The 14,158-nt window shown below is 41.7% G+C and carries 11 protein-coding genes; 5 read left to right on the forward strand and 6 right to left on the reverse strand.

Going from position 1 to position 14,158, the window contains the following annotated elements; all coding sequences use genetic code 11:
* Nucleotides 1-284: 284 nt before the first annotated feature.
* Both FLM47_RS16640 and FLM47_RS16645 read left to right on the forward strand, forming a co-directional pair.
* Entirely contained in the window at nt 285-1,019 is a 735-nt protein-coding gene (locus FLM47_RS16640) for an ABC transporter substrate-binding protein (protein ID WP_178957017.1), read from the forward strand.
* Between the two features lie 143 nt (nt 1,020-1,162).
* A complete protein-coding gene (locus FLM47_RS16645; RefSeq protein WP_076923146.1) occupies nt 1,163-2,764 on the forward strand; it encodes an ABC-F family ATPase in 1,602 nt (533 codons plus the stop codon).
* Between the two features lie 842 nt (nt 2,765-3,606).
* Here the strand turns inward: FLM47_RS16645 and katG are convergent.
* Nucleotides 3,607-5,787, reverse strand: coding sequence for a catalase/peroxidase HPI (gene katG, locus FLM47_RS16650; RefSeq protein ID WP_178957018.1), 2,181 nt, complete (start codon nt 5,785-5,787; stop codon nt 3,607-3,609).
* A gap of 637 nt (nt 5,788-6,424) precedes the next feature.
* On the opposite strand from katG, the gene FLM47_RS16655 reads away from it, so the two are divergent.
* Nucleotides 6,425-7,306 carry a tetratricopeptide repeat protein gene (locus FLM47_RS16655; protein ID WP_138606994.1) on the forward strand — a complete coding sequence of 294 codons (882 nt, stop codon included), beginning with the start codon at nt 6,425-6,427 and terminating at the stop codon, nt 7,304-7,306.
* Here the strand turns inward: FLM47_RS16655 and FLM47_RS16660 are convergent.
* The 5 genes from FLM47_RS16660 to FLM47_RS16680 form a co-directional block, all read right to left on the reverse strand.
* Entirely contained in the window at nt 7,303-7,623 is a 321-nt protein-coding gene (locus FLM47_RS16660) for a hypothetical protein (protein WP_008112665.1), read from the reverse strand. The two genes, FLM47_RS16655 and FLM47_RS16660, sit on opposite strands and share 4 nt — an antisense overlap.
* Before the next feature lie 9 nt (nt 7,624-7,632).
* Nucleotides 7,633-8,334 (reverse strand): nuclear transport factor 2 family protein, encoded by a 702-nt coding sequence (locus tag FLM47_RS16665; protein WP_178957019.1) that lies wholly within the window; start codon nt 8,332-8,334, stop codon nt 7,633-7,635.
* A gap of 90 nt (nt 8,335-8,424) precedes the next feature.
* Nucleotides 8,425-9,168 (reverse strand): ferredoxin--NADP reductase, encoded by a 744-nt coding sequence (locus FLM47_RS16670; protein ID WP_178957020.1) that lies wholly within the window; start codon nt 9,166-9,168, stop codon nt 8,425-8,427.
* Nucleotides 9,169-10,080: 912 nt separating this feature from the next.
* Nucleotides 10,081-10,782, reverse strand: coding sequence for a purine-nucleoside phosphorylase (gene deoD / locus FLM47_RS16675; RefSeq protein ID WP_008110728.1), 702 nt, complete (start codon nt 10,780-10,782; stop codon nt 10,081-10,083).
* A 66-nt stretch (nt 10,783-10,848) separates the two neighbouring features.
* On the reverse strand, nt 10,849-12,066 hold the full coding sequence (locus tag FLM47_RS16680) for a phosphopentomutase (protein WP_138609256.1): 1,218 nt from the start codon (nt 12,064-12,066) through the stop codon (nt 10,849-10,851).
* A 192-nt stretch (nt 12,067-12,258) separates the two neighbouring features.
* Here FLM47_RS16680 and udk point away from each other — a divergent pair, with 192 nt between their 5' ends.
* Entirely contained in the window at nt 12,259-12,888 is a 630-nt protein-coding gene (udk, locus tag FLM47_RS16685) for a uridine kinase (RefSeq protein WP_008110733.1), read from the forward strand.
* Between the two features lie 17 nt (nt 12,889-12,905).
* Nucleotides 12,906-14,132 (forward strand): NupC/NupG family nucleoside CNT transporter, encoded by a 1,227-nt coding sequence (locus FLM47_RS16690; protein ID WP_138609254.1) that lies wholly within the window; start codon nt 12,906-12,908, stop codon nt 14,130-14,132.
* The last annotated feature ends 26 nt before the right edge of the window (nt 14,133-14,158 follow it).

Genomic DNA, 14,158 nt, shown 5'->3' on the forward strand with positions numbered 1-14,158 from the left:
GCACTAAACTCATATTGTTTACACTTTTACCTATTAACTCTACATCTTTGAAAATATTAAAGTTATATGAAACATGATTGTTATTTACCCTGCAATCTAACGGCTTGAATAAACGCTTATTCAAGCCGTTATAAGCTATCAAGCGTTAAGTTAGTGTCGACCCCTTAAGTCCCCGCATTTGTTTTTACTGGGCTACCTGCACTGCGCGCTCTTTATTTATTACAAGCGGGATAAATCTGCCAGCTAGTGTATACTTAGTTGTAGTCATTCTTTAGAGTAATAAAATGCTAAGACTCGCTTTTGTTGTATTACTAATAATTGGTAGTTTTAAGGTATTTGCCTGTGCCAAAACACTTAAAGTGGGTACTAATGAACGCAACTGGCCGCCTTATGTGGTGGCAGTTAATAACAATTTAACCGGCGTTGAGATTGATGTGGTAAATACGATTTTTAACAGCTCACCTTTTTGTTTAAAGTTTATGTTGCTGCCTACTTCTGCTCGTGCTTTTGAAGAGTTAAAAGAAGGCCGTATTGATATTGTTTTTGCAGCCAGCATAACCCCTGATAGACAAAGTTATGCCTATTTTAGCGATACTTATCGCGATGAAATAATGCGCCTTTATAAATATAGCGACTCTCCTGATATAAATAACCTAAGCGATATTTTTTATAGAGATTTAACGCTCGCTATTGGTCGCGGTAGTTATTATGGCGCAGCATTTGCGCAGTTTAAACAAAATCATCCTGCTCACGTTATTATGATGCCCACAGCCGACAAACGCTTTGCTATGCTTAGTAAAAACAGGGTTGATTATGCAATAGAAGACGAAGTAGCTGCACAATATTTTATAAACCAACATCCAAGCGTTAAGCCTGTTCCTAATATGGCGGCCATTAATAAGAGTTCGATTCATTTAATGTTGAGTAAAAAAACCATTAACCAAGTCGAGTTACAAACTATAAATGAGTTAATTAAGCAAAATAAAAGCAACATACACGCTATTTATCAGCGGTTATAGCTTTTAAGCTTTATTCTTTTACCTTTCATCTTTGGGCGTGGATCTGTATAATTCGCGGCCTATTATTTACTCTATCGCTTGTTTATTTATGCGGCACCTTGCTGCAGCTTAACCCTGCCATTAATTTTCTAGGATTACTTTTTTTGATCTCCACCGCAAATATTACGATGCAGTTTGGCGCAGAGCCGTTGTTTGAAAACATTTCAGCTAAATTTGGTAACGGTAACCGTTACGGTTTAATTGGCGCTAACGGCTGCGGCAAGTCGACATTTATGAAAATTTTAAGCGGTGCGCTTACGCCTAGTGCAGGTAATGTGTCTATTACGCCAGGGCTAAAATTAGGTAACCTAAGCCAAGATCAGTTTGCGTTTGAACAATACAGCGTAGTTGACGCGGTAATTATGGGCGACGTTGAGCTTTGGAAAGTAAAACAAGAGCGCGACCGTATCTACTCGTTGCCTGAAATGAGCGAAGAAGACGGCATGAAAGTGGCCGAGCTTGAAAGCATCTTTGCTGAAATGGACGGTTACACCGCAGAAAGCCGCGCAGAAGAAATACTACTTGATGCAGGTATCGATAAAGAATTTCATTATGGTTTAATGGCGAACGTAGCCCCTGGTTGGAAATTGCGTGTGCTGTTAGCACAGGCACTATTTGCTAATCCTGACATTTTGCTACTAGATGAGCCAACCAATAACTTGGACATTCATACTATTACGTGGCTTGCGAATGAGCTTAACCAACGTAAATGTACCATGATTATTATTTCCCATGACCGTCACTTTTTAAACTCGGTATGTACGCACATGGCCGATATTGATTACGGCGAGCTGCGTATTTACCCAGGTAATTACGAAAAGTACCTTGAAGCCTCGGGCTTGCAACGCGAACAGTTATTAGCTGAAAACGCGAAAAAAAGCGCTGAAATAGACGAGCTGCAAGACTTTGTTAACCGTTTTGGTGCTAATGCCTCTAAAGCAAAACAAGCCAGCTCGCGCGCTAAAAAAATGGACAAAATTAAGCTTGATGAAGTTAAAGCATCAAGCCGTATGAGCCCGTCACTGAGCTTTGACGAAGGCAAAAAAATGTATCGCCAAGCGCTTGAGCTAACCAAACTTGGCCATGGGTTTGACGGTGAAACGTTATTTACCGGCGGCGACTTATTGCTTGAAGCGGGTGCAAAGCTTGCGGTTATCGGCGAAAACGGTGTGGGTAAAACCACCTTTTTACGTTGTTTAGTTAACGAGCTTGAAAGTTTACACGGTGAAGTTAAATGGTCAGAAAACGCGACCTTTGGTTACTGCCCACAAGACAGCAGCAAAGACTTTGATAACGACTTAACTTTATTTGATTGGATGTCGCAGTGGCGCACTGCTAAACACAACGATTTAATGGTTCGTGGCATGTTAGGGCGTTTATTATTTACCGCAGACGATTCAAATAAAAAAGCGCGTAACTGTTCAGGTGGTGAGAAAAACCGTCTGTTATTCGGTAAGTTAATGATGCAAGACGTTAACGTACTAATAATGGATGAACCAACAAACCACATGGATATGGAAGCCATTGAAGCGCTTAACAATGCGCTAAAAGATTTTAAAGGCACGCTTATTTTTGTAAGCCACGACCGTGAGTTTGTATCGTCACTAGCAACGCGTATTGTTGATATTAAAGACAAGCAAGTGATTGACTTTCAAGGTACGTTTGACGAATACCTGGCAAGCTGCGAAGAAAACAAAGTAGCTTAAGAGCTAGGTTAAAGAAATAGCCTAAACCATTTTAAAAGCGGTGCTTGTTTAAGCGCCGTTTTTTTGTGTCTGTATTTCGGGGTTCGGGGTTCGGGGTTCGGGGTTCGGGGTTCGGGGTTCGGGGTTCGGGGTTCGGGGTTCGGGGTTCGGGGTTCGGGGTTCGGGGTTCGGGGTTCAGGTTCGGGGTTCGGGGTTCGTTCGGGGTTCAGTTCGGGGTTCGGGGTCGTCGGGGTTCAGTTCGGGGTTCGGGGTTCGGGGTTCGGGGTTCAGGGTTCGGGGTCTGGGGTTCGGGGTTCAGGTTCTCAGGGGTTCAGGGTTCAGGGTTCGGGGTTCAGGGTTCGGGGTTCGTCTGGGGTTCGGGGTTCAGTTCTGGGGTTCGTCGGGTTCGGGGTTCGGGGTTCGGGGTTCGCCAAAATTATGCTTAGTATTAATTATAACGCAATTAGTAATTTATTTATAAAAAGCAAAGAAAGGCTGTGTTTTTTTGCTCATTTGCACTCATTCTTTGCTCTTTGTGCAAATAACTTTTAAGTGATTTATTTACCACTGAAGGTTATGAGGCGCTGCATTTTGCCCGCGTCTCGCAGCCCGTTGCCCGTTGTCTTCTCATTTACTCTCATTCGCTTCTCTGTGTTCAAATAGCTTTTAGTGAATTATGCACAAAGAGGGCTATGAGGCGCTGCGCTGAAAGAGTAGGTTAAAGGATAAAGGTTTCAGATTTTAGCACTAGCTCGCGCCTCGCGCCTCGCAGCCCGTTGCCCGTTGCCCGTTGCCCGCAGCTCGTAACTTTCAAATAATAAAAAAAAGGAGCATTACTGCTCCTTTTTAAATATTAAAAAGGTTTATTTAATATCAAACCTATCGGCGTTCATTACTTTTACCCATGCATTTATAAAGTCGTGTACAAAACGGGTTTTGTTATCGTCTTGAGCATAAAACTCTGCTAATGCACGTAGGATTGAGTTTGAACCAAACACTAAATCAACCCGCGTAGCCGTGTATTTAGTTTTACCGCTTGCACGGTCAACTATGTTGTACTCGCCTTTACTTGCAGGTTCCCAGCGGTTGTTCATGTCGGTTAAATTAACAAAGAAGTCGTTACTCAGTACGCCTACGTTGTCGGTAAATACGCCATGCTCACTATTGCCATAGTTAGTGCCCAGTACGCGCATACCAGCTAGTAACACGCTCATTTCTGGCGCGGTTAAGCCCATTAATTGGCTGCGCTCCAGTAATAGCTCCTCGGCGGATACAGCGTAGTCTTTTTTCAACCAGTTTCTAAAGCCATCATGAATTGGCTCTAATGGCTCAAATGACTCTGCGTCGGTCATATCATCAGTTGCATCGCCACGCCCTGGGGTAAATGGTATGGTTACATCAACTCCGGCCTTTTTAGCAGCTTGCTCTACTGCAGCGGTGCCGCCAAGTACGATTAAATCAGCCATACTAACAGGCTTAATTAAACTCGATTGCAGTGTTTCAAGTGCGCTAAGTACCTTGGCTAAACGCGCAGGCTCGTTACCTTGCCAGTTATTTTGCGGAGCTAGGCGAATACGGGCGCCATTAGCACCACCACGGTGATCGGAGCCTCTATAAGTACGTGCGCTGTCCCATGCGGTATTAATTAAGTCGGTTTCACTTAATCCACAATTGAGTAGCTTCGCTTTTAAGTCGGTTATTTCAGCGTCGCTTAAGGTGTAATCAACCGTTGGAATTGGGTCTTGCCAGATTAAATCTTCGCTTGGTACATCGGCACCTAAATAGCGCGATTTTGGCCCTAAATCACGGTGGGTTAACTTAAACCATGCGCGAGCAAATACGTCAGTAAAGTACTCAAAATCGTCATTAAAACGCTCAATAATTTTACGATATGCGGGGTCGAGCTTCATTGCCATGTCGGCATCGGTCATTATTGGGTTTAAACGAATTGATGAGTCTTCCACATCAACGGGTTTATCTTCTTCTTTAATATTAACCGGCTCCCACTGATGAGCACCGGCAGGGCTTTTTGTTAGCTCCCATTCGTAATTGAGTAACAATTTACAATAGCCGTTATCCCATTTAGTTGGGTAGGTTGTCCATGCGCCCTCAATACCTGAGGTCATGGTATCGCGGCCAATGCCACGGGTTTTATGGTTATTCCAACCAAGGCCTTGCTCATGTACGTCGGCAGCTTCTGGCTCTGGGCCTAAGTTTTCTTCTTTACCATTACCGTGAGTTTTACCAACAGTGTGGCCACCAACGGTAAGTGCTGCGGTTTCTTCGTCGTTCATGGCCATGCGGGCAAAGGTTTCGCGTACTTGATCTGCGGTTTTAAGCGGATCGGGCTTGCCATTAACCCCTTCTGGGTTTACATAAATTAAGCCCATTTGTACTGCTGCTAATGGGTTTTCCATGGTATCGGGTTTATCAACCTGGGTATAACGCTCATCACTAGGCGCAAGCCATTCTTTTTCTGCGCCCCAGTAAACGTCTTTTTCTGGGTGCCAAATATCTTCTCGTCCGCCAGCAAAGCCAAAGGTTTTAAGTCCCATTGATTCATACGCCATATTACCGGCTAAAATCATCAGATCAGCCCATGAAAGCTTATTGCCGTATTTCTTTTTAATTGGCCACAGCAAACGGCGAGCTTTGTCGAGGTTAGCATTATCAGGCCATGAGTTAAGTGGAGCAAAACGTTGATTACCCGTACCGCCACCGCCTCGGCCATCCGCTAAACGATACGAGCCCGCAGCATGCCACGCCATACGGATCATCAGGCCACCATAGTGCCCCCAATCGGCTGGCCACCACGGTTGGCTTTGAGTCATTAAATTTTTTAGGTCGGTTTTAAGCGCCTCTAAATCCAATGAATTAAAAGCGTCGGCGTAATTAAAGTCGTTATCGTAAGGGCTGGTTTTACTATCGTGCTGATGAAGAATGTCTAAATTCAGTGAGTTTGGCCACCAATCTGTATTGGTGTTTTCAGTTGTGGTATTACTGCCATGCATAACCGGGCATTTACCCGCTTTAGGATTATCCATATTGAGCTCCTTTTTAAGTATAAATAAAAACGCCCATGCTTACTGCTTTTGGTATTCACCAGTTGGGAGCGCTGTTATTTTATTGCCATTAAATGAATGACGTGTATGGTCTCTACTTATTCAATATACGTGTAGCTGCTTTGATACGCTAGAGCAAGGCGATGCTTTAAAACGATTACAATCATTTATAAATATGATGATGCTGCCAGCAAATGAATATTAAAACTTTTTATAAATTAGATGATCGTTATTAAAAATAGCCACGTAATGTATGCTGAAGGGTTTGAAAGTGACTTAGGTTATCTTAAGTGCACAGTGGAATACCCCCCTTCGCCATGAAATTATAGTTATAAAAGGTGTATAAATTATTTATGCACCTTTATTTCTTCCCTATTTTTAACTATTTGAATTTAGTTAAGTAAAAATTCAGGTAGTGACACATACACTAGGCCCTATCTCCTATTGTTCCCTGAGATGTTGATGTAGTTTTTTCCAGCCCACCTTGGGCTGGTTTTTTTTGCCTATAATTACTGCCACCCAAGTTAATACCAGCTTCCCTATACTCACCCTAGTACCAATGATGTGCGCATGTTAAAGTTAGCGAAGCGATTAATTAATTTTTTAACTAGGCATATCAATGCGTTTTTATTTTTTACTATTTATTGTTTTTATAGGTGCTTCATCTGCAGTGCAAGCTGCTGATAAAAACACTGCAACCTTGGATGAGCAACAGCAACGTGAATTAGCACAGCTAAAAGAACCGATGTACAAGCCATTACTTGAGCGTTATATTCTCGACGAATTGAAGTCGGTACGCCAAGATCAACAAAAACTGCGTGAAGACTTAACCAAACAGGTCACTCATGCTCAGTTAGACACCGCCGATCGGGCGCTAACTTACACAACCGACACGATTAACAATGTATTTTTTATTATCACCGCCACCGCTTCTATTTTAGTATTGGTGGGCTGGAATTCATTACGTGATGTAAAAAATAAAGTAGAAGATATAGTAAACACTCGAGTTAGTGTTATTACTGACGAGTACGAAGACCGCTTGAAAATTTTAGAAGAAAAACTGCGAGTTCGCTCTGAAGAAATACTCAGTAACCAAGAACGTATATCGATCACCAACGAAGTTCATTCGTTATGGATGCGAGCCAACCTAGAAAGTGATATTGCTAATAAAATTGAAATATTCGATGAGATTTTAAAACGTAAACCAGAAGATGTAGAAGCCATTGCCTACAAAGCGGATGCATTATTAGAGCTAAATGAGACTGAGCAAGCTATTGAGCTTTGTAATCAAGCTATTGATATAGACAGTGATTATGGTTACGCCTATTGGCAAAGAGCCTGTGCGTATGCTTTAACCCATGAGCATGCAGATGCTCTAGCTGATATAAAAATGTCGCTTGAGTACTCGCCTAACTTGCGAAACGAGCTACTTCACGAAAGTGCTTTTGCCAGCCTACATGATAACGAAAGCTTTAATGCTATTGTTTCAAATGAAGCCTAGCGTTTAAAGTATAAATCTATTGATTTAGAGAGCAGCTCGTCGAGCTGCTCTTCAAAGTCTTCTATGTCAATTTCAAAATGATTTAAGTACGCTTTAGCCTGCACCTGAGATAAATTGCGGTTTTTAACGCTATATTGGCGCTCATCTTTTTGCTTGTCGTATCGGGGTAAAAATAATAACTGCGCATAATAAGGCGATTTAATGTGCTTGTTCGCAAAGCGACAAAAGTCTTCAATGTGGTCTACGCCATCAGGGCCTAAACAGCCTGGCTCTACTCGATACATTACGCGAATTTTTTTCTCGTCACTTAGCTGCATAATTAATAATTACCTAAAAAATAAAACTCTAACCACTTTACCATCTTTGATCTGATAACTTGAAATAAGCTCTGAACGTTTATCTATAACGTTCGCATCCGTTGAACAGGTTTCTGATAGCTCATGGTCTATTACAATGTCACCATGCACAATACGCTTAATTGGTGATGAGCGCAGACACTTAAGTTTTTTAAACATAATGCCATAACGCGCTATTAGTTTTTCTTTGCCTTTAAATAATAGCTCATTCGGGAAAATATAAAACTCAACATCTTCATCATACATGCGAATAAATTCTTCAATGTTACGCGCGTTGTAAGCGTTTACTAATTGCTCAACAACAGCCAGTGACTCGCGAGACTGTTTTGCTTTGGCTTGTTGCCTTGCTGTGAGTGCTTCTTTTGCTTGTGTTACTGCTTGCTCAGCTTGCGCAACAGCCTGTGCTTTATCAGCTTTACTATTAGGCTGCTGTGCGGGCTTTGTTGATTCACTGCCCAGTACTTGAGAGTCATCTGCTTTTACTTTCTCAACAACCGGCTTTTTTGGTGTATTAGCCTCTTGGCTTAATGTATCAAGCGCATCTTGTTGCTGCGGTGCGTTTTTTTGCTGTGTTTGTTTAGTCTCGTCCAGCTGTGTTGATTGCTCTATAGCATGACTATTTAACGTGAAAGCGGCCAATAAACAGGCACAAATAATAAATAAAGATTTCATGGATTTCCTAAGTACAAAGACTAAATGCAATTAAAGCGCAACATAGCAAATTTTAGGCCTCTGAGATAGTTATTATAACGTTATAACTCACTACCAATACTGCTCAACAGTGATATGCCCCGGCTCTTTTCGGCGATTACGCTTATAGTTTTGAGCCAATAATAATTCTGTGGTGTCTTTAACCATTTGCGGATTACCACACAACATAAATTGCGCGTTATTTGGTGTGGCGCATAATCCAACGTGCTCATATAAAGCGTTGTTTTCAATTACTGTGGTAATTCTACCAGCTAAGCCCTGTAAAGGCGCCTCACGGCTAACAACCGGAATATAGTTGAGTTGACTAGTGTATAATCTTTTTAGTTTGCCAATAAGCTCCTGATAGCTTAAATCGCTATTTTTCCGTACCCCATGCACTAAATTTATGTGTTGATATTTTTGCCATACTTCGCTCTGCTGTAGCATTGATAAAAATGGCCCAATTGCTGTGCCTGTACTCAGCATCCACAATTGCTCACTTGCTGGCACTTCATCTAGAGTAAAAAAACCAGTTGCTCGGCGCTCTATTAATACGGTGTCACCTGGTTTGAGAGTGGCTAAATGAGAGGATAGTAAACCATCAACCACGTTAATGAGGTAAAACTCTAAATCAGGACTTTGAGGGGCGTTAACATAAGAGTAGGCGCGAGCTATACGTTTATCACCGTCCATAATAGAAAGCTTTGTAAATTGTCCTGCTTTAAACGGCTCTACATCAGCGTGAACGGTTATGCTAAATAACGATTCATTCCACCATTTGACTGACTTTACTGTCGCATCAATCCAATTAGACATAGTTACTCCAGAGTTTAAGACGTGTTTTAGCTATCAGCTAAAACTTTAAAATTGTTCATTTTAAAGGCAAGCTTTATAACTTAAACATTAGCATTAAGTTATAAATTCTGACAGGGAAATAAATGGGAACACAACGGGCTTCGGGCTACGGGTTTCGAGTATCGAGCAACGAGCTAGTGCTAAAACCTGAGATCTTTAATCTACTCTTTCAGCGCAGCGTCTCTTTGCCCTCTTTGTGAACAATGACCTTGCGCGGCATAAAGCTCCGCCTACAGTAAATTTAGAAGTTAACCATATCAGTAGGCGGGAGTTTACCTCGCGCATTTGTGTTTAATATCCTAGACCTGACGCGATATAAAATCGCTACTACGAAAGGCACTTACTGCTAAAAACAATTTTTCACCACAGAGGGTTCCGAGGCGCTTTGCGCTACACAGAGGTGGATTGGTATTTTTTAAGCATTTCTCTGTAAACTCAGTGTTCTCGGTGGTAAATATTTTTTAATTAATGACCTTGCACGGCATAAAGCCCCGCCTAAAGTAAATTTAGAAGGTAACCATATCAGTAGGCGGAAGTTTACCTCGCGCATTTTAATCTGACATCTAAAGTCTAATTTCTTGTTTAAACACAGAGAAGTGAATGAGAGTAAATGAGAAAACAACGGGCTTCGAGTGACGAGCTGCGAGCTAGTGCTAAAACCTAGGAACATAAAGCTCGTAGCCCGTAGCTCGAAGCTCGCATCAAAATCTCAGGCATAAAAAAAGCCGCATAAAATGCGGCTTTGGGGGTTTAGTCTCACTTCACTTTGGGCGTGTCTCCAAAACTTAGTGAATACGTTACCAAGGAACTGTTATATTTAACCTGAACTCTGGATAGTAAATCTCTTAACCAAAGTTCAGGTTATTTAGTTAATTAAATTGACTCTAGGGCAATTTTAACCATTTCGTTGAACGTGGTTTGACGCTCATCTGCAGGTGTTGCTTCGCCGGTGATCACGTGATCGCTTACGGTAAATAATGCCATTGCTTTTGCGCCATATTCTGCTGCTACGCCGTATAGGCCAGCTGTTTCCATATCAACAGCAAGTACACCTAGTTTGTCTAGGTCTTTGTAGAAAGTGTCGTCTGCTTGATAGAAAGTATCGGTAGTAAATACGTTACCTACTTTTGCATCAATGCCTAAATCTTTAGCCGCATTAACGCCGTTTAAAAGTAAATCAAAGTTAGCAATCGCTGCAAAGTCAGTACCACGAACGCGGGCACGGTTCACGTTAGAATCTGTGCTTGCACCTTGTGCAAAGATTACATCGCGAATTTTAATATCGCTGCCAATACCACCACAGGTACCAATACGGATAATATTTTTAACGCCAAAACTAACAATAAGCTCACGAGCATAAATTGACATTGAAGGAATGCCCATGCCAGAACCCATAATGCTCACTGGCTTACCTTTGTAAGTTCCAGTAAAGCCGTACATGTTACGTACGCCGGTTACTTGCACTGCATCATCTAAAAAGTTTTCAGCAATATATTGTGCGCGTAGCGGATCGCCTGGCATTAATACTGTTTCGGCAAAATCACCTACGTTTGCACTGATATGCGGAGTACTCATTGATTGTTTTCCTTTTGTTTGGCTAAAAGCCCTATTACTTTAAAAATATAGTAGCGTATTTTTAAATTACTTAACTGTATTTAGCTTATCGACAAAGCCATCACCATACTCTAACGCTTTTAGGTTAAACCATTGCGCAAGTGTTTGACCGATATCAGCAAAGCTATTGCGCTCACCCAGTGGCGTGTTGTTCATTCCTGGCTGATAAGCAATAACTGGCACATACTCACGAGTGTGCTCTGACCCTGGAAAGGTAGGGTCACAGCCATGATCGGCGGTGATCATTAATAAATCATCTGGCTTTAATTGCTCTAAAATAGTTGGTAAGTAATCATCAAACTCTTTTAGCGCTTTAGCATAGCCAACAGGATTTCTGCGATGGCCAAACTTTTCATCAAAATCAACTAAATTGGTAAAAATTAAACTGTGATCCTGCGCAGTTGCCATCACTTCACTGGTTTTTTCTAGCAAGTTCATTAACCCTGGTGCTTTATGCTTTTGGGTAATGCCTTGGTGCGCATAAATATCTGAAATTTTACCAATACTAATGACTTCGCCACCGTCTTTTGCAAGTACATCAAGCAATGTTGGCGAAGGCGGTAATACTGAATAATCACGACGATTACCGGTTCTGGCAAAGTCTTGACTATTTGAACCCAAAAATGGCCGCGCAATCACTCGTCCTATATTCATTTCATCAAGCAGCGCCCGTGCGATTTCGCATACTTGATAAAGCTTCTCTAGGCCGAATGATTCTTCATGCGCGGCTATTTGAAACACACTGTCAGCTGAGGTGTAACAGATTGGTTTACCTGTTTTTACGTGCTCTTCACCTAGCTGCTCTAAAATGGTGGTTCCCGATGCATGGCAATTGCCTAAAATGCCCGGAATACCTGTACGAGCAATAAACTCGTCTACAAATTCTTGTGGGAAACTCGGTTGTGTTTTTGGGAAATATCCCCAATCAAATAACACCGGCACGCCAGCCATTTCCCAATGTCCCGATGGCGTATCTTTTCCGCTTGAAAGCTCTTTTGCATAACCCCATGCGCCTTGTGGCTCATTGCGATCAGCAATTAAACAGGGTTCTTTACCAGCGGCTTCACATGCATCTACTAACCCTAATTTTGAAAGGTTAGGAAGCGAAAGCTTGCTGCCAGTTTCGTCATAATATGCCTTGAGTAAATGTGCGAATGTATTAGCACCTACATCACCGAATTTATCTGCATCGGGTGCTGCGCCAATTCCTAAACTATCCGCCATTAAGATAATTGCTCTTGCCATTGTGACCTCACATCTGTTCTAGGTGGTTACTTTATCCGCTCTTCGATTTTTCCGTACAGGACATAAGTCCTGTTTCATAAAACCTAAACATTATAAATTTGCACTCTTAAGCGAAGCAAAAGAGATTAATCGTGTCTTTTTTGCTATTGTGATCTACCAACAATATATCCTTCTGTGTGGGTGAGAACTTTAGTGACACGAACTATTATAGCTATTGCAGGCGCATCGGCGTCCGGCAAATCTCTATTTAGCCAAACAATATACAATGAATTGGTGAATGAGCTTGAACCAGGCGCTATCGCCATTATTGAAGAAGATGCTTATTACAAGGATCAATCGCATTTGCCGATGGCACATCGTACGCAAACGAATTACGACCATCCTGATGCATTTGAACACGAATTAATGCTTGAGCATTTAACACAACTTCGTAATGGCCACTCAGTTGAAGTACCAACTTATGATTATGCCCAACATACACGCAGCGATAAAACACGCCGTGTGGCTTCGGCTAAAATACTCATTGTAGAAGGTATTTTATTACTGAGCGATAAAGCACTTAATAAAGAATTTGATATTAAGGTGTTTATAGATACACCGCTAGATATTTGTTTAATGCGCCGAATGCAGCGCGACATGGAACAAAGAGGCAGAACATTACAATCTGTTGTTGAGCAATATCAAGCAACTGTTAGACCGATGTTTTATCAATTTATTGAGCCTTCAAAGCATAACGCTGATTTAGTTGTGACTCGAGGCGGTATGAATCGCGTTGCGATTGATATTATAAAAAGTAAAATAAAATACATTTTACAAGAATAACAACGGGAAACGTTTGTATGACAACATTTATGAGCTTAGTAGGCATGATGGTGCTACTAGGCATTGCCTTTGCGGCTTCAACTAACCGCAAAGCAATTAGTTTAAGAACCGTTGGTATAGCGTTTGCTATGCAAGTCGTTATTGGCGGTTTTGTTCTGTTTTTTGAAGCAGGCAAAAATGTATTAACAAGCATGTCAGCAGCTGTTTCATCGGTTATTGGTTATGCAAATGACGGTATTGGGTTTTTATTTGGTCCGCTAGCGTCGCAAGATACGCTTGGTTTTATATTCGCAATTCAAGTATTGCCGGTTATTGTGTTTTTCTCAGCGCTTGTAGCTGTTTTATATCACTTAGGCATTATGGATTGGATAATTAGAATTTTAGGCGGTGGTTTACAAAAGCTTTTGAAAACCTCGCGTACAGAATCGCTTTCAGCAACGGCCAATATTTTTGTGGGCCAAACTGAAGCACCGCTAATAGTTAAGCCATTTATAGCAACAATGACTAAGTCTGAATTGTTTGCAGTAATGGTAGGTGGTTTAGCCACTGTAGCAGGCTCTGTAATGGCCGGTTACGTAATTATTGGTGTAGACCTTAAGTATCTTATTGCGGCAAGCTTTATGGCGGCGCCAGGTGGTTTTTTAATGGCAAAAATGATTGTGCCAGAAACAGAAACTCCTAAAGATAACTTAGCAGATTTAGATTTAAGTGATGATGATAAACCAGTTAATGTAATTGATGCAGCAGCATCAGGCGCAGCTAACGGCATGCATCTAGCACTTAACGTAGGTGCAATGCTACTTGCCTTCGTGGCGTTAATTGCTCTACTAAACGGTTTATTAGGCGGCGTTGGTGGGTGGTTCGATTACCCAACATTGACGCTTCAAGAAATATTAGGCTATTTATTTGCTCCTGTTGCATGGTTACTCGGTGTACCGTGGGATGAAGCAATTATAGCCGGCAGCTTTATTGGTCAAAAGATAGTAGTAAACGAGTTTGTTGCTTACTTAGACTTTATAAATTATCGCGATACGTTAAGTGCTCACACGCAAGCAATTGTTACTTTTGCATTGTGTGGATTTGCTAACTTATCATCGATAGCCATTTTACTAGGTGGATTAGGCGGTATGGCGCCTAGTCGGCGAAAGGATATCGCACGCTTAGGGCTCAGAGCAGTGTTAGCAGGATCTATGGCTAACCTTATGAGCGCAGCAATTGCTGGGTTTTTCCTCTCGCTAGCTTAGAAACTTAAAGAGATGATCCATCTGTT

The organism is Pseudoalteromonas sp. Scap06 (genome assembly GCF_013394165.1).
Lineage (GTDB): Bacteria > Pseudomonadota > Gammaproteobacteria > Enterobacterales > Alteromonadaceae > Pseudoalteromonas.

Coding starts and splice junctions, on each gene's coding strand:
- FLM47_RS16640 (WP_178957017.1), top strand. CDS start 285: ATGCTAAGACTCGCTTTTGTTGTATTACTAATAATTGGTAGTTTTAAG.
- katG (WP_178957018.1), bottom strand. CDS start 5,787: ATGGATAATCCTAAAGCGGGTAAATGCCCGGTTATGCATGGCAGTAAT.
- FLM47_RS16655 (WP_138606994.1), top strand. CDS start 6,425: ATGCGTTTTTATTTTTTACTATTTATTGTTTTTATAGGTGCTTCATCT.
- FLM47_RS16660 (WP_008112665.1), bottom strand. CDS start 7,623: ATGCAGCTAAGTGACGAGAAAAAAATTCGCGTAATGTATCGAGTAGAG.
- FLM47_RS16665 (WP_178957019.1), bottom strand. CDS start 8,334: ATGAAATCTTTATTTATTATTTGTGCCTGTTTATTGGCCGCTTTCACG.
- FLM47_RS16670 (WP_178957020.1), bottom strand. CDS start 9,168: ATGTCTAATTGGATTGATGCGACAGTAAAGTCAGTCAAATGGTGGAAT.
- deoD (WP_008110728.1), bottom strand. CDS start 10,782: ATGAGTACTCCGCATATCAGTGCAAACGTAGGTGATTTTGCCGAAACA.
- FLM47_RS16680 (WP_138609256.1), bottom strand. CDS start 12,066: ATGGCAAGAGCAATTATCTTAATGGCGGATAGTTTAGGAATTGGCGCA.
- FLM47_RS16690 (WP_138609254.1), top strand. CDS start 12,906: ATGACAACATTTATGAGCTTAGTAGGCATGATGGTGCTACTAGGCATT.